18 protein-coding genes are annotated in these 14,627 nt (G+C 50.1%); 16 read left to right on the forward strand and 2 right to left on the reverse strand.

Going from position 1 to position 14,627, the window contains the following annotated elements; translation table 11 throughout:
• Window positions 1-26: 26 nt before the first annotated feature.
• The 16 genes from AC3RCI_RS08475 to AC3RCI_RS08550 all read left to right on the forward strand — a co-directional run bounded on the left by AC3RCI_RS08475 (window position 27) and on the right by AC3RCI_RS08550 (window position 13,115).
• Window positions 27-908: a TIGR01777 family oxidoreductase gene (locus tag AC3RCI_RS08475; protein ID WP_492528613.1), complete on the forward strand. Its 882-nt coding sequence runs from the start codon at window positions 27-29 to the stop codon at window positions 906-908.
• A 168-nt stretch (window positions 909-1,076) separates the two neighbouring features.
• Window positions 1,077-2,078: a beta-ketoacyl-ACP synthase III gene (locus tag AC3RCI_RS08480; RefSeq protein ID WP_492528615.1), complete on the forward strand. Its 1,002-nt coding sequence runs from the start codon at window positions 1,077-1,079 to the stop codon at window positions 2,076-2,078.
• Complete coding sequence (locus AC3RCI_RS08485) at window positions 2,068-3,288, forward strand: ATP-grasp domain-containing protein (RefSeq protein WP_492528617.1); 1,221 nt, start codon at window positions 2,068-2,070, stop codon at window positions 3,286-3,288. The genes AC3RCI_RS08480 and AC3RCI_RS08485 overlap by 11 nt, the downstream gene beginning before the upstream one ends.
• Window positions 3,285-4,280 (forward strand): NAD-dependent epimerase/dehydratase family protein, encoded by a 996-nt coding sequence (locus tag AC3RCI_RS08490; RefSeq protein ID WP_492528619.1) that lies wholly within the window; start codon window positions 3,285-3,287, stop codon window positions 4,278-4,280. Before AC3RCI_RS08485 ends, AC3RCI_RS08490 begins: the two co-directional genes overlap by 4 nt.
• Window positions 4,274-5,134, forward strand: coding sequence for an MBL fold metallo-hydrolase (locus AC3RCI_RS08495; RefSeq protein ID WP_492528621.1), 861 nt, complete (start codon window positions 4,274-4,276; stop codon window positions 5,132-5,134). The genes AC3RCI_RS08490 and AC3RCI_RS08495 overlap by 7 nt, the downstream gene beginning before the upstream one ends.
• The gene (locus tag AC3RCI_RS08500) at window positions 5,131-6,447 is read left to right on the forward strand and encodes a F390 synthetase-related protein (protein WP_492528623.1); all 1,317 of its coding nucleotides are present in this window, start codon (window positions 5,131-5,133) and stop codon (window positions 6,445-6,447) included. Before AC3RCI_RS08495 ends, AC3RCI_RS08500 begins: the two co-directional genes overlap by 4 nt.
• Before the next feature lie 98 nt (window positions 6,448-6,545).
• Window positions 6,546-7,403 (forward strand): SDR family oxidoreductase, encoded by an 858-nt coding sequence (locus AC3RCI_RS08505; protein WP_492528625.1) that lies wholly within the window; start codon window positions 6,546-6,548, stop codon window positions 7,401-7,403.
• 116 nt (window positions 7,404-7,519) lie between these two features.
• Window positions 7,520-8,101 carry a DJ-1/PfpI family protein gene (locus AC3RCI_RS08510; protein WP_154895855.1) on the forward strand — a complete coding sequence of 194 codons (582 nt, stop codon included), beginning with the start codon at window positions 7,520-7,522 and terminating at the stop codon, window positions 8,099-8,101.
• Window positions 8,098-8,646, forward strand: coding sequence for a GNAT family N-acetyltransferase (locus tag AC3RCI_RS08515; protein WP_492528627.1), 549 nt, complete (start codon window positions 8,098-8,100; stop codon window positions 8,644-8,646). The genes AC3RCI_RS08510 and AC3RCI_RS08515 overlap by 4 nt, the downstream gene beginning before the upstream one ends.
• Entirely contained in the window at window positions 8,643-9,542 is a 900-nt protein-coding gene (locus AC3RCI_RS08520) for a serine/threonine-protein kinase (protein ID WP_336779323.1), read from the forward strand. The genes AC3RCI_RS08515 and AC3RCI_RS08520 overlap by 4 nt, the downstream gene beginning before the upstream one ends.
• Window positions 9,543-9,652: 110 nt before the next feature.
• Window positions 9,653-10,018: a hypothetical protein gene (locus AC3RCI_RS08525; RefSeq protein WP_492528629.1), complete on the forward strand. Its 366-nt coding sequence runs from the start codon at window positions 9,653-9,655 to the stop codon at window positions 10,016-10,018.
• A 1-nt stretch (window position 10,019) separates the two neighbouring features.
• Window positions 10,020-10,715, forward strand: coding sequence for a GNAT family N-acetyltransferase (locus AC3RCI_RS08530; RefSeq protein ID WP_492528631.1), 696 nt, complete (start codon window positions 10,020-10,022; stop codon window positions 10,713-10,715).
• A 91-nt stretch (window positions 10,716-10,806) separates the two neighbouring features.
• Window positions 10,807-11,247 (forward strand): hypothetical protein, encoded by a 441-nt coding sequence (locus AC3RCI_RS08535; RefSeq protein ID WP_492528633.1) that lies wholly within the window; start codon window positions 10,807-10,809, stop codon window positions 11,245-11,247.
• A 24-nt stretch (window positions 11,248-11,271) separates the two neighbouring features.
• Window positions 11,272-11,661, forward strand: a complete 390-nt coding sequence (locus AC3RCI_RS08540; protein ID WP_492528635.1) for a hypothetical protein — start codon at window positions 11,272-11,274, stop codon at window positions 11,659-11,661.
• A gap of 95 nt (window positions 11,662-11,756) precedes the next feature.
• A complete protein-coding gene (gene murI / locus AC3RCI_RS08545; protein WP_336779328.1) occupies window positions 11,757-12,539 on the forward strand; it encodes a glutamate racemase in 783 nt (260 codons plus the stop codon).
• Window positions 12,540-12,581: 42 nt separating this feature from the next.
• Window positions 12,582-13,115 (forward strand): histidine phosphatase family protein, encoded by a 534-nt coding sequence (locus AC3RCI_RS08550; protein ID WP_492529848.1) that lies wholly within the window; start codon window positions 12,582-12,584, stop codon window positions 13,113-13,115.
• A gap of 71 nt (window positions 13,116-13,186) precedes the next feature.
• On the opposite strand, the gene AC3RCI_RS08555 is transcribed toward AC3RCI_RS08550, so the two are convergent.
• Complete coding sequence (locus AC3RCI_RS08555; RefSeq protein ID WP_110821130.1) at window positions 13,187-13,549, reverse strand: DUF423 domain-containing protein; 363 nt, start codon at window positions 13,547-13,549, stop codon at window positions 13,187-13,189.
• Between the two features lie 61 nt (window positions 13,550-13,610).
• Window positions 13,611-14,540: a type I pantothenate kinase gene (gene coaA, locus AC3RCI_RS08560; RefSeq protein ID WP_492528637.1), complete on the reverse strand. Its 930-nt coding sequence runs from the start codon at window positions 14,538-14,540 to the stop codon at window positions 13,611-13,613.
• Window positions 14,541-14,627: the final 87 nt, after the last annotated feature.

Genomic DNA, 14,627 nt, shown 5'->3' on the forward strand with positions numbered 1-14,627 from the left:
ATCGCTTATGGAAATGAGGGGATCACGTGAAGAAGGTTGTATTGGCCGGAGGTACGGGATTTGTCGGTCAGGATTTTGCACAAAGATTCAAGAAACTTGGATATGAGGTGCTCATCATCTCACGTCAGCCAGGTCATATTGCCTGGGAGGACTCCGATGGTATCAGGCAAGCACTTGAAGGTGCCGAAATGTTGATTAATCTGGCCGGAAAATCTGTAAACTGTCGTTACACCGACGAGAATCGCAGAGTTATCCTAGAATCCAGGACCAGCACGACACGTATTCTTGGCGAGTCTATCCTTGAATGTGAACATCCGCCTGAACTATGGATCAATTCAAGTACGGCCACGATCTACAGACATGCAGAAGACCGCCCCATGACAGAAAAAGAAGGTGAGATTGGCTCCGGATTCTCGGTGGATGTTGCCAAGGCGTGGGAACAGGCTTTCTTCGAATTCAGTCTGCCTTCTACCCGCCAGATTGCCTTGCGAATTGCGATTGTGCTGGGCAAAGGCGGCGTCATGGAGCCGCTCACGAATCTGGTGCGTTTTGGCTTGGGCGGGTCACAGGGACCCGGAACACAGCAGTTCAGCTGGATTCATATTGAAGATTTGTTTCGCATGGTTCTTTATCTTCAGCAGCACCCAGCACTTGAAGGGGTGTTTAATGCTTCGTCTCCGCATCCGGTTACCAATCGCCAACTGATGGAGAGCCTGAGACGTCATATGGGCGTCCGCATTGGGCTCCCTTCCCCTCGCTGGCTGCTTGAAGTGGGCGCGCGATTTATCCGGACCGAAACGGAGCTGGTCCTCAAAAGCCGCTGGGTTATCCCAGAGCGGATGGAGCAGGAAGGGTTCACATTTGTATACGATACACTCGATACCGCACTTGATGAGATCCTGAAATAGTGTGGATACTGAATAACCATATTGAATACAACGTTTCATTCGGAAGGGCAGATGATCTGCCCTTCTGCTGTATGTTCTGGAGATTCGGGTCCGCTGACGTTTCGAGATCTCTGGCACAGTGTAAAAGTCATTTGAATCAGTCAGATGAAACAGAAAGAGGTTGGGGAAATGCAACTTAGAAGAGTGAGAATTGCCGGAACGGGTAAGTATCTGCCGGAGCGGAAAGTAACGGACGAGGAGCTGGATATCCGCTTGAATATGCCGGCAGGCTGGGTCTCCAAAGCCACAGGCGTAGGTGTTCGCCATTATGCTTCCGGTCAGGAAACATCTTCGTTCATGGGGGCGAGAGCTGCAGAAGCTGCGCTTGCCGACGCAGGACTGCAATTTGCCGATATCGACTGTCTAGTGTGCACCAGCGGTACGAAGGAGCAGCCTTTGCCAAGCACTGCAGTATTCATTCAACTGGCCATGGGAGAGCAGGAATCAGGTATACCGGCATTTGATATGGATGCAACCTGTCTGAGTTTTCTAAACGGTCTGGACGTTATGTCCTATATGGTGGATGCGGGTCGTTATCGCCGGGTACTGCTCGTAGCAACGGAGATCGCTTCTGCTGGTTTGAATTGGTCGGATAAGGAGAGTGCGGCCCTCTTTGGCGATGGAGCCGCTGCGGTCATTATCGAACGTTCCGAAGAAGGGCAATCTTCCCAGATTGTGCATGCTTCCCTGAAGACGTACAGCCGAGGGGCGAGATTCTCGGAAATAGCGGGTGGGGGAACACGGCTGCATGCCTCGAATTATATGGCTGATCAGCCGGAGCCATACCTTTTTCATATGGATGGGCAGGCGATCTTCCGGATGGCTTCCAGGCTTCTTCCCGGATTCATGGACGATATGCTGAAGACCTCCGGAAACCGGATGGAAGATTTTAAGCTGGTCATTCCGCATCAGGGCAGTGCCATGGCCATGAGATTAATTCGCAAAAAATTAAATATTCCCGAAGACCGCTTTATGGACATTACACGAAACCATGGGAATACCATTGCCGCATCCATTCCCATGGGATTGCATGAGGCGATCAGACAGCAGCGTATCCGGCGAGGTGATCGGGTGCTCCTGATTGGAACGGCCGCTGGATTGTCATTGGGAGGACTTATTTTTGATTACTAGATTCAGAGAATCCGATGATGCTGCTGCAATCCGAAGTGTATTACTCACTGGGGGGCGTGCTCCCGTTACACTAGATCTGGCACGCATGCTCAAGCGCGCAGGTTATCGTGTGTATGTTGCGGAGAGTGCATCACGTCATCTATGCAGATTGTCCGGTGCAGTGGAGCAAAGCTATGTTGTACCATCCCCGCGTCATGAAACAGCGGCATATCTGTCTGAGCTCGAACGGATTATTCAAGCATCGCAAATCGACCTGCTGCTTCCAATGTGTGAAGAAGTGTTCTATATTGCGCAGGGAGCAGAGAGATTGCGTCCATATTGCCATGTCCTTGTTTCTCCACTGGAGCAGCTGCATAAGCTGCATCACAAGTTTCATTTTATCCAGCTTGCACAATCCATGGGCCTTGCTGTACCGGATACGCGTCTGATTACCAGCCGGGAAGAATGGATTCAAACCCAATCTGTTCTGGACACGGAAGGGAAGTGGGTATGGAAGCCGGTGTATTCCCGATTTGCAGCCAGAGTTCGTATGCCTGGTTCACGGAAGGTTCCTCCAGGTGAGGCAGAAATATCATCAGCCCTCCCCTGGGTAGCTCAGGCTTACGTTTCTGGGCGAGCATTGTGCACATACAGCGTTGCTCATGAAGGGAACATGGTGGCTCATACCACGTATGACAGCCGCTATCGCACAGGCAGCGTGGGAGCCAGTGTCTATTTCGAACACGTGGAGCACGAGGGTACATATAAGTGGGTTCAGCAATTTATAGAGGCTACCGGATTTAGCGGTCAGATTGGATTTGATTTTATTGAAGGACCGGAGGGACGGGTGGTTGCAATTGAGTGTAATCCCAGGGCTACGAGTGGAATCCATCTCTTCTACCCGGGGGATGAATTGGTACGTGCCATCGTTACGCCTGAAGCGCTGGTGAAGGAAGGTATCCTGATAACTCCCAAGCAGCACAGCAGGGCCATGCTCATGCTGCCGATGCTGGGCAGCGGATTGCAGCAGATTGGACGACCGGATCAGTGGCGAGCATGGATGGCAGCCTGGCGAGGTGCAAGAGATGTCGTACACCTGCAGAATGATAGACGCCCCATGCTGGAACAAGCGGCCGTGGTCCTGTCCGCCTGGCGTCTTGCACGCAAGTACAAGCTATCTCTGACTGAAGCATTGACTCACGACATAGAATGGAACGGTGAACAACCATGAATAGAGCATTGGTTACAGGAGCAACAGGTTGTTTGGGCAGACATCTGGCGCTAAGGCTCGCAGAGCAGGGCTGGAGAGTGACGGGCATGGGCCGAAAAAAAGAATACGGTATTCAGCTGGAAGCCGAAGGAATTCAATTTTATCAAGGTGACCTGCGTGACAAGTCAGTAGCAGCTGAGGCATGTACCAATCAGGATGCCGTCTTTCACTGTGCGGCGCTATCATCGCCTTGGGGCAGATACCAGGACTTTTACAGCAGCAATGTGAAAGCGACGCAGCATTTGGTCGATGTTTGCAGGAGAGCGGGTGTACAGCGATTCATTCATGTCTCAACGCCCAGCGTGTATTTTAATTATATACCCCGATATGACATTCATGAGGATGATCCCATGCCAGCCAAACCAGCGAATCATTATGCAGCGACCAAAAGAATGGCGGAGCAAGTGGTGCTTGAGGCCCATGCAAACGGACTTCCTTCCATCATGATTCGCCCGAGAGCCATCTTCGGTCCGCATGATCAGACGCTTTTCCCCAGAATCGTCGCAGCTAACCGTAAATCAGGTGTGCCCATGATTGGGGGCGGTCAGGCTGTCATTGATCTCACCTGTGTGGATAATGTCGTGGATGCGCTGCTGTTATGCTGGAGTGCGCCATCTGAAGCGCTGGGGAGGGCATACAATATTTCCAATGGCGATCCGAGGCCGTTCCACGAACTGGTGAGTCATCTGTTTGAATTACTGGGTATGCCGCTGCATCCCCGAAATATTCCCTACAGGGCTGCTTATGGAGCAGCATTGCTGCTGGAGAGTGTGCATCGTCTCCTGCCTAAGCTGGGCGAACCGCAGCTAACCAGATACACCGTGGGTTCGTTAGCCATTCCGCAAACGCTGAATATTCATGACGCCCGAGAGCGGATAGGATATACACCGCGAGTAACCATTGAAGAAGGCCTACAGCAGTTTGCAGATTGGTGGAGGGCAGAATCATGCTGACAACAACGAAGGTAGAACTTCATCTGGGGGCGGCAGGCTTCTGTACCCACCCGGAGTTTCTGACAATTCGGGGCGGAAGTTTACGACCAGTGCCCTTTCCTGCTGGCTTTGCCTGTATTATTCATCCCGTGCATGGTCCGATGCTGCTGGACACGGGGTACAGCTCCCGTTTCTTTAAGGAGACGGCACATCTGCCCAATGCGCTGTATCGCCATATTACGCCTGTGGTGTATCGTGAAGAGGACAGTGCGGTACAATTCCTTGCTCGGTTAGGGTTAAAAGCATCGGATATTCGTTACATTATTCTCTCCCATTTTCATGGTGACCATATCGCGGGGGTGCGTGACTTCCCCGAGGCACAGTTCATCTATCTGCCCCAAGCGTATGAGGCCGTGCGATCACTCGGCCCGGTTGCAGCAGTGAAATCCGGGTTCTTATCCGGACTTTTGCCGGGAGATTTTGCAGACCGTTCTTTGCCCGTGATGAGACAATCAGAGCGATGGACGAAGGCGGGAGACGACTTCCCTTTTGCTGAGGTATACGATCTTTTCGGTGATGGCAGCCTGCTTGGTGTAGAGGTATCCGGTCACGCAGAAGGCATGATGGGCATCCTGCTCAGCACGGGGGAACAGGAATACTTCCTGTGCGCGGATGCGGTGTGGTCCAGCCGGGCCTTCCGTGAACAACGCAGACCACATGTGCTCGCAGGCATCATCATGTCGGATCGATCCGAATACAGAATGAATTTCGACAAACTCGTGCGGCTGCATCAGCAGTTTCCCGAGATTCGGATTGTACCCAGCCACTGTCTGGAAGCGCTGAATGCGTGGGGGACGGGAGGGAATTACATATGAGTACCATGCGAATTGTTTATCATTATGCATTGGCACGTGGACTGCGAAAATGGAGATCACGTAAGGAGCTTGAACACTGGCAGGAACGTAAGATCCTTCGGCATATCGGGCGAATTCGTGTACAGTCTCCGTTTTACCGAGAGTGGTGGGGAGATGCTGAAGCATCCGCCTGGAGGAGCTTTCCGATAATCGATAAAAAGATCATGATGCAGCATTTCGACCAGCTCAACACGGTCGGGATTTCGAAGAACGAAGCCATGACCCTTGCCGGAGAAAGTGAAGACACACGTGATTTTAAACCGTCTGTTCAAGGCATTACGGTTGGTCTTTCCTCTGGGACATCGGGGAACCGGGGATTATTTCTTGTGAGTGAGCGGGAGCAGGACGCCTGGACGGGGACTGTGCTGGCCAAACTGCTGCCTGGTGGGCTGTGGAAGCCTGTCAAGATTGCTTTTTTCCTGCGGGCTAACAGTAACCTGTATGAATCGGTGCAGCGGGGCAAGCTGCAATTTCAATATTTTGATCTGCTGAAACCCGTGCATACCTTGGTCGAGCGTATGGAAGAGTATCGTCCCACCGTGTGGGTAGCTCCTCCATCCATGCTGAGAATGCTGGCCGATGCTTATCAAGTGGGTTCGTTGACTGCGACTCCCGAGAAAATCATCTCTGTCGCCGAAGTGTTGGATCCACTCGATCGCAAGGTGCTGGAGCGCGTCTTTGGTCAAACGATTCATCAAGTCTACCAATGTACAGAGGGATTTCTGGGTGCGACCTGCCGTCTTGGTACACTGCATTTGAATGAAGATATTGTCCATATTGAAAAGGAGTTTATTGATTCCGTTTCCCGGCGATTTGTTCCCATTATTACGGACTTCTCCAGAACATCACAGCCGATAATCCGGTATCGGCTGAATGACATTCTAACCGAGGCGGCATTCCCATGTGACTGCGGCTCACCCTTTACCGCCATTGAACGGATCGAAGGTCGCTGTGATGACACGCTTTATTTTTCACATCACCATACCGGTGAGGAGGTACCTGTATTTCCGGACTTCATCACCCGCGCAGTTATAGCCGCTTCTCCGGATTTGGAGCACTACCGGGTTGTTCAGCGTAGAGACGGATCACTGGAAATTGCTCTTCGCCTTGGCGGAGGTGGTGGTGATCTCGAATGGGTGAAAGGCGAGGTGCAGCGTCAACTCCTGAAACTGGGAGATCGGTTTGAGTGCACTGTGCCGCAGACGGATTATGTTCCCTACACATTCGAACCGGGAATGACCAAGCTGCGCAGAGTGGAGAGGCAACGTGCTTGAGCTTGGACTTGAGTGAAGCGGATATTAAGCCATGTTCAGTCTTGTAATGATAGAAAGGGAGAAGCTGATCGATTCAATGGAGGAAGGTGGACGGGGAGATGGTACAGAACACTAAGGATGAGACTGCACCAGTAGCATTAATTACGGGAACCTCGAGTGGGTTCGGCATGCTTACTGCGATTACGCTTGCCAAGCAGGGATACCGGGTTGCCGCAACCATGCGCGATCTGAGCCGGAATGAAGAATTAGTCCAGCTGGCAGAACAAGCAGGCATTGCGGATCGAATGCATTATATGCGTCTGGATGTGACGGATTCGGATTCGGTACAGGCTGCTGTGGCGGCTGTGCTTCAGATGTATGGGCGAATTGACATGCTGGTGAACAATGCTGGGTTTGCGGTCGGTGGTTTCATTGAGGAAGTAACCATGGACGATTGGCGGCGGCAAATGGAGACGAATCTCTTCGGTCTGATTGCAATGACGCGTGCGGTTCTTCCGGTCATGCGTGAACAGAAGCGGGGACTCATCATCAACCTCTCCAGTGTCAGCGGTTTGTCGGGGTTCCCGGGCTACGCGCCTTATGCTGCTTCCAAATTTGCCGTGGAGGGTTTCACCGAAAGTCTTCGGCATGAAATGGCTTCGTTTGGCGTAAAGGTAGTCCTGGTTGAGCCGGGAGCTTATCGCACACCCATATGGAATAAAGGGCTGGGTGAAATTCACCGCAATGATAACTCCCCTTATAAAGAAAAACTGGATGCGGTGCTTCGTTATTCTGCACATGCGGGCCAGACTGCGCCTGATCCGCAGGAAGTGGCCGACCTGATCGCCCGCATTGCACGGATGCGTGCACCCCGGCTCCGCTATGCACTCGGCAAAGGATCTCGTGTGCTCATTGTTGGCAAAACGCTGCTTCCGTGGAAGTGGTTGGAGTGGATTATTGCACGTGGTCTGAAATAGGGCAGACATAATAAATTTAAGTCAGGAGGGCTTGAGCTTGTTCGAAGTCATCGTGATTGGGTGAAGGAAGCGATGGAACGAGACGCGTCGAAATAAAAACATGGGAGGTTTTCACGTTGAAAATTGCTTTTGTTTTGTTTGATGGTTTAACCTTTCTTGATTTTGCAGGATTTTATGATGTGATCAATCGGCTGAATTTCTTTGAACCAACCAAGGGCAGTACATGGGAAACTTGTGCGATGACCGATCAGGTCACGGACGAATCCGGATTAACGCTCCAAGTGGATCGAGTGAAGCCGGACTTGGGTGAGTACGATATGGTTTTTGTTCCTGGTGGCATGGGTACGCGAAAGCTTCGGTTTGATGAAGCATTCGTAGGATGGCTGAAACAGGCAGAGAAGGTTCCGATGAAGGTGTCGGTATGCACGGGCTCTTTGCTGCTCGGTGCGGCAGGTTTTCTCTCTGGTAAGAAGGCTACGACTCACCCTAATGTGTATGATCTACTGCAGCCGTACGCAGACGAGGTCATCCAGACCCGGATTGTCAAGGACGGAAATGTCATTACGGCCGGCGGTGTCGCCACGTCGATTGATCTCGGAATTTACGTACTTGGATTGCTTGCCGGACGGGAGGCAGCCGAGAATGTGAAGCAGCAGATCGACTATCCTTACGAGATGCAAGGAGTGATCGAAGAATGAGCGAAGATATCAAGCAGAGCAGATTCAATATCCGCAATATTCGGCGCGATGAAGTGGATCAATACTGGTCTTTGCGTCTGGAGGCGCTGAAAAATCATCCGGAATCCTTCGGAGCATCATACGAGTTGTCTGTTCAGCTTCCAATGAATGAAGTGCAGGATCGCATACATAATGAGCCCGGTGATTACATCCTTGGAGCCTATACAGCAGAAGGAACACTGGTTGGAATGATGGGTTTCAAGAGAGAATACGGCCTCAAACTCAGGCACAAGGGATTCATCTGGGGAGTGTACGTGGCTCCGCAATATCGAGGGCATGGGCTTGCTTCAAGGTTGCTCCGAGAAGTATTGAAGCGGGGAGAGACACTGGAGGGCATCAGGCAAATTAACCTGAGTGTGGTTACAACGAATGAATCAGCCAGACAGTTATACGAAAAATACGGATTCGAAACGTATGGCATAGAGAATTATGCTCTTGAAGTTGAGGGACAAGGGTATGATGAAGCCCATATGACATATGTTTATCCATCTGTGAGGTCCATATGACAGATACGGTTCATCTTGAAGTGGACGGTAATGCCTTTGTATTACAAGAGCCCCATTCTTTCGAATGGTTACGGCCCTTGGGCAAGGTATTTCGCGTATTTGATCAGCAGGATTCCGGCAATCTGTCCTTTGGTATGATACAGGAGGACGGTACAAGGCTCTTTGTTAAATATGCGGGAGCACGTACCATTCATGCGAGTATACTTAATAGTCCGCCGGAAGCCATCCGTAGTTTGAGATCTTCTGTTTCAGTCTACGAGGATTTGAAGCATGACGCTTTGATTCGACTAAGAGATCATTTTGCAACGGAACAGGGTTATGTCTGTGTATTTGATTGGGTGGATGGAGAATGTCTGCATTCCCAGTGGTATTTTCCGGCTCCAGCGAAATATGAAGATCCGCGTTCACCGTATTATCGTTTCAGACAACGCCCTATTAAGACGCAGATTCAGGCGATGGAGCAGATCTTGAATTTTCATATTGAGGTGGAACGAAAAGGGTATGTAGCTGTTGATTTTTACGATGGCAGTCTGATCTACGATTTTGAACAAAATAAGATCAAGATTTGTGATATCGATCTGTATCAGAAGGGTTCGTTTACCAATTCCATGGGACGCATGTGGGGCTCATCCCGCTTCATGTCTCCCGAGGAGTTTGAATTCGGTGCACCCATCGATGGAGTAACCAATGTATTCAACATGGGTGCAACGGCGTTTGTACTGCTTGGTGGAGAGAAGGATCGTTCATATGCCAAGTGGAACGCTGGAGAAGCCTTATATCAGGTTGTAATTCGAGCAGTGGATCCTGATCGGGCCCGTCGCTATGCATCCGTGAAGGAGCTCGGTGAAGCCTGGAAGCTGGCGGTAAGACAGGATGAATGTATTACTGGTGAATGATGGATACAGAAATTCAGTTCAGTATGCTCTTCATTAGGAATTATCAGTTAGCATTCGTTTCTCCTTGGAATATACCGTATAATGGAAATTAATGAGGGAGGTGCAGTTCTTTGTGCAGATATGCCATGTCAGGACCATACAAAGATACGTATGCCTGTTTCGACTGCCGCAAATCATTTAAGCAAATATCGAGACATGATCTCGCTCCTGAAGTGTATGAAAGGCTTGAATTTAAATGCCCGCAGTGTGCGGCACCCATGGTTAGCCTGGGAAAAGATTTTAGAGCACCGAAGCAAAGCGATCTGAAGCAATGGAAGAAGGTAGCGATTCTTTATCGCCACGGATTCACCTACCATAGTTGTGGCTGCGGGCCCGGATATCGTCCGGCTGAATTGCGGCAACTGCCCGAGTTTCTGGAAAAGTCCGTTCATAAACGAAGTGAAGGCGAGCGGTTATTACTAAGGCTGGTTAAATAATATGGATCGCCTACTCAATATTGAACCGTCTGACTTGATGAAAATACAGGCACAGACCTTATATACGATGAACATGCAGCAGCGTCTGACTGGTATTAACGAACCGGAAGGCGGGCGTGCGCCTGCCTTGTTTATTGGCATGATTTCTGCTGGCCTTCTACCTTATTATCATGAGGACCTGCCGCCAAACCTTACGGATCTGCTGGCGACTGAAGCGAAGCTTCCGCTTGACATTCCGAAGCTGCTAGGGACGATCGAGGCTTATAAGCCCGTCAAGAATCTATGGATGGGGCCTGCATTTGTCTTCCGGGAGAAATGGGATGAGTGGCATTCATATGTGCAGCTTATTGACCACCATCATACGTTTTTGCTGGAAGAGCATTTTCACGATCTCATCGGACGCTTGCATGCGAAAGCACCTGTAGTCGCTTATGTTATTGGAGCTTCCGCCGTAGCCGTATGCTGCTCTGCCCGAACTTCGGAGCTGGGCGCAGAAGCGAGCTTGCATACAGTTCCTGCCTACAGAGGACATGGATATGGGGTGGAGGCGGTCAAATGCTGGCAGTACCACGTGCAAGAGAGCGGACGCATTCCTCTCTACAGTACATCCTGGGACAATCTTTCCTCGCAGCAGGTGGCCCGCAAACTGGGACTGTACCAATACGGCATGGATTTCAGCATTACGACTTCGTCATAGAGGGTGAACCCGGTGATTCGGATATATGTACAAAAGGATCTGCAACATGTCATTGAAGCTCATATCCGTATTTACCGGGAGGAGTATAATTATGAAGACAGAGCCTGAATATGCGCAGAATACCATTGCGGGAGTCCAGTTTCGTGGAACGTTTTGCTGGTATGTAACTGAGCGGGAGTACTGGTTTTTGAATGTGGAGATGGAGGAACGGTTCGGCATTGAAATACTGAACGAGGAAACCGCTGCAGCATTCCTGCAGGCTATTCAGGATGAGCGAGTAACCGCCGCAGAGCTGCGAGACCGTCTCTATCAATTTAGGAAGCAGCATCAAGAAGGTGACGAGTGGTTGAAGTTTGTACCGTCATTCCTTGTGGATTTTGACCATAGGCAGTTTTGCTCCATGTTTCCCGAGCCGGCGTCTTTCGAACATTACATGCCTCAGGGCTGGGTTGGATCCTATGTGGATTTCCTGGATCGGGTGCCAGAGGAGCAGCGGTACTGGGAAATGAATGGCAGCTCCCTGTTTCGTTAAACTTTTGTTGAAAGGCGTGGTCCGATGATACGTAAACATTTGGTACGTAGCCTGGTATCCCTGAGTATTGTATTTGTGGTGGGAGGGTGCTCGGTCCAGACCGAAGAACAGAGTATATCAGGGGTGATTGAGCACAGCCTGCAGGAAATGGTTAGTGAATCTGCAATCGTGAGCAGCAGTAATCCTAACGATTATATTACAGGCAGCCCGGAGGCGTATGGACTGATCCTGAATACGGGTGAGGAAGGGCTGCGTGTTCTTTTACAGAAACTTGAGTCCAGCTCCGATAACGGCCTAAGGGAATGGATTATGGCTCAGGCAAGTACGGAGCTGCTCGGGGAGCAGAATTCCGTGAACGAGTGGAACAGTGGCAAAGACTGGCTTAGACAGTATAAAATGAATGAAGAATATTAGTTCTCTAGAACAATCCTCACCTCCAGTCATCATGAGCAGGAAATACAGGTTCCTGGACCTGGTACCCAAAAGAATACGTTATAGAGGTGAAACCCTTGAATAAGAAAATTGCATTTTTTGACTCGGGCATCGGCGGTTTAACCGTCCTGCATGAAGCTTTACAGCAGCTGCCTGAAGAACAATTTTTGTATTATGCAGATACGCTTCATGTCCCCTACGGAACCAAATCGGCCGATGAAGTAAGAGGGCATGTCTTTGATTGCGCGGAAGCGATCGTGCGGGAACATGTAAAAGCAATCGTGGTTGCTTGCAACACGGCGACAAGTCTGGCGGTAAAGGATTTGCGTGCCAGGTATGATATCCCGGTCATCGGAATGGAGCCTGCGGTGAAGCCGGCTGTAGAGATGAACCGTGAAAGCGGGAGGAGAGTTCTCGTATTTGCAACGGCACTAACCTTGAGTCAGAGCAAATATAACGAACTCGTATCCCGTGTGGATGACCATCACAGTGTGGATTCCATGCCACTGCCTGAACTCGTGGAATGGTGTGAACAGCTGGATTTTGATCCGGAAAAAAGTGCTGCGTATTTTCGCCGGAAACTGGCTGATCTGGATCTGGATTCATACGGTACGGTTGTACTTGGTTGTACACATTATCCGTTCTATTCAGACATTCTCCGGACTGTACTTCCGGATCATGTACAGATTATTGATGGCAGTACAGGCACGGTCAACCGTCTGAAGCAACTGCTTGAGTTGACGGAACAGCATGGGGAGAGACCGGAGGAGCAGGTTACATTTTTGAGTTCAGGAGGACATTTGGAGGATCAGGAGAAAATGAAGGCTGCTCTTCGGTATCTTGACACGATGTCCAGATGAGCTGTACCAGAGGAGGAGAGAATCCTGCAATCGATCTACCTCATTCGACACGCCAAGGCAACAGGACAGGAGCCGAATGCAGAACTTACAGATGATGGTCTTCGTCAGGCAGAGCGTTTGGCGGAGAAACTTGCTGTTCATTCCATAGCTTACATTGTCTCCAGTCCGTGGAAAAGAACGCTCCAGACGGCAGCACCGCTCGCCAGAGCTGCATCTCAACATATACATAACGATGAGCGTCTTCAGGAAAGAGTGCTCAGCACGCGTCATCTGGAGAACTGGATGGAAGTACTGGAACGGACATATACCGATGAGAACTTCGCAGAAGAAGGCGGAGAGTCGTCACGCATCGCGACCGCACGTGGGATGGAAGTGCTGGAGGAATGCTGGAGTCGCCCGGAGCAATCTGCGGCTGTTATAACTCATGGCAACATGTTATCTCTGCTCCTTCGCCATTATCAAAGGTCCTTTGGTTACGAAGAGTGGAGGCTGCTAACCAATCCAGATGTGTATGTGCTGGAACGGCAGCGAGGAGAGCAGGGGCCACCTTCCATTCGCAGAATATGGACAGATTAAACAACAAAGAGTGCTCCAGCGATCATCTACATCGGCTAGAACACTCTTTTTCGTTTACAATCCGTTCTGTATTACAGAACGGCAATGATGACCATGACCCATCCGGCAAGGAATGCGACTCCGCCAAGCGGAGTAATCGCACCAAGTTTGCGGACACCCGTTATGCTCAGTGCATAGAGGCTGCCAGAAAATAGAAGGATGCCTGCGAACAGCAGCCATCCGGCTGCCATAATGAGCGAAGACTGTTCCAGGCGGTCCGCAATCAGGCCCAGAAGGATCAATCCGAGACCGTGGGCAATGTGATACTGAACTCCGGTTTCGTATATTTTGATCATGTCCGCAGATAATTTTCGCTTGAGCGCGTGAGCACCGAACGCTCCGAGAGCTACGGCGAGAAACATCATGATACTACCGAGTACAACCAAGGTTTGCATAGGCTATTGTCTCCTTTAGTAGAGGGGTAGTTTGATCTTCCGTACAGCTTGCTGACAGCAATTACAGTTTGCGCAGTTTAATGTGCTGAATCGAGTGGTCGGCTTCTTTTCTTAGGATCAGTCTGGCACGTCCCTTGGTTGGCAAAATGTTCTCGTGCAGATTCTTGGCGTTAATGTCCTGCCAGATCTGACTGGCCGTCAGTACAGCTTCCTCTTCACCAATGTTGGCAAAGCGGTCATGGAAGAAGGAATCTGCATTCTGAAATGCGGTGCTGCGCAGTAGCTTGAAACGTTCAATGTACCAATGACGGATGTGCTCCTCTTCTGCATCAATATAGATGGAAAAGTCAAAAAAATCGCTGACAAGCAGCGGTGTTTCCTTTTTCACCTGCAGAACGTTAATGCCTTCAATAATCAGGATGTCCGGTTGACAGATCGTTTGCTCTTCTCCTTGAATGACATCATACGCAAGGTGGGAATACACTGGCGCTTTTACTTCAGGTTTACCCGATTTTACATCGCCCATGAACTGAATAAGTGACTTGATATCGTAGCTTTCGGGGAATCCCTTCCGGTTCATGATGCCTTTCTCTTCCAGAATGGCATTGGGATATAGAAAACCGTCGGTCGTAACGAGGTCAACCTTGGGTTTGTTTTTACCTCTGGCGAGCATGGCCTGGAGCAAACGGGCTGCCGTGCTTTTGCCCACGGCAACACTGCCCCCAATTCCGATGATGTAGGGAGCGGGAGATTGTTCCTTTTTTAAAAAAGAAGCCGTTAATTGATTCAATTCACGTGAAACTCTTGCATATAAGTCAATAAAGTGGGTAAGTGGTAAATAAATATCCTCCACTTCCTGAATGGATACTTCTTCGTTCAATCCCTTTAGTTGTTCCAATTCGGCTTCCGTCAGTGGAAGGGTGGTCTGATGTTCTTTCAGTTCAGCCCATTCCTTGCGGTTAAACTCGATGTAAGGAGAGTATAAATTCATGAGATCCCGCTTTCTGTATGTAATGTAATCAGTGACACAATCTTTAGTGTACCAAATTTCAGGCAACTGACAACACCTTTACATTTG

Source organism: Paenibacillus sp. MT124, from assembly GCF_058792755.1.

What these genes read in the sequence shown, in the direction of transcription:
- AC3RCI_RS08540 (WP_492528635.1), top strand. Translation starts at nt 11,272, where the DNA reads ATGATACGTAAACATTTGGTACGTAGCCTGGTATCCCTGAGTATTGTA.
- AC3RCI_RS08490 (WP_492528619.1), top strand. Translation starts at nt 3,285, where the DNA reads ATGAATAGAGCATTGGTTACAGGAGCAACAGGTTGTTTGGGCAGACAT.
- coaA (WP_492528637.1), bottom strand. Translation starts at nt 14,540, where the DNA reads ATGAATTTATACTCTCCTTACATCGAGTTTAACCGCAAGGAATGGGCT.
- AC3RCI_RS08535 (WP_492528633.1), top strand. Translation starts at nt 10,807, where the DNA reads ATGAAGACAGAGCCTGAATATGCGCAGAATACCATTGCGGGAGTCCAG.
- AC3RCI_RS08480 (WP_492528615.1), top strand. Translation starts at nt 1,077, where the DNA reads ATGCAACTTAGAAGAGTGAGAATTGCCGGAACGGGTAAGTATCTGCCG.
- AC3RCI_RS08500 (WP_492528623.1), top strand. Translation starts at nt 5,131, where the DNA reads ATGAGTACCATGCGAATTGTTTATCATTATGCATTGGCACGTGGACTG.
- AC3RCI_RS08555 (WP_110821130.1), bottom strand. Translation starts at nt 13,549, where the DNA reads ATGCAAACCTTGGTTGTACTCGGTAGTATCATGATGTTTCTCGCCGTA.
- AC3RCI_RS08520 (WP_336779323.1), top strand. Translation starts at nt 8,643, where the DNA reads ATGACAGATACGGTTCATCTTGAAGTGGACGGTAATGCCTTTGTATTA.
- AC3RCI_RS08515 (WP_492528627.1), top strand. Translation starts at nt 8,098, where the DNA reads ATGAGCGAAGATATCAAGCAGAGCAGATTCAATATCCGCAATATTCGG.
- AC3RCI_RS08530 (WP_492528631.1), top strand. Translation starts at nt 10,020, where the DNA reads ATGGATCGCCTACTCAATATTGAACCGTCTGACTTGATGAAAATACAG.
- AC3RCI_RS08495 (WP_492528621.1), top strand. Translation starts at nt 4,274, where the DNA reads ATGCTGACAACAACGAAGGTAGAACTTCATCTGGGGGCGGCAGGCTTC.
- AC3RCI_RS08505 (WP_492528625.1), top strand. Translation starts at nt 6,546, where the DNA reads ATGGTACAGAACACTAAGGATGAGACTGCACCAGTAGCATTAATTACG.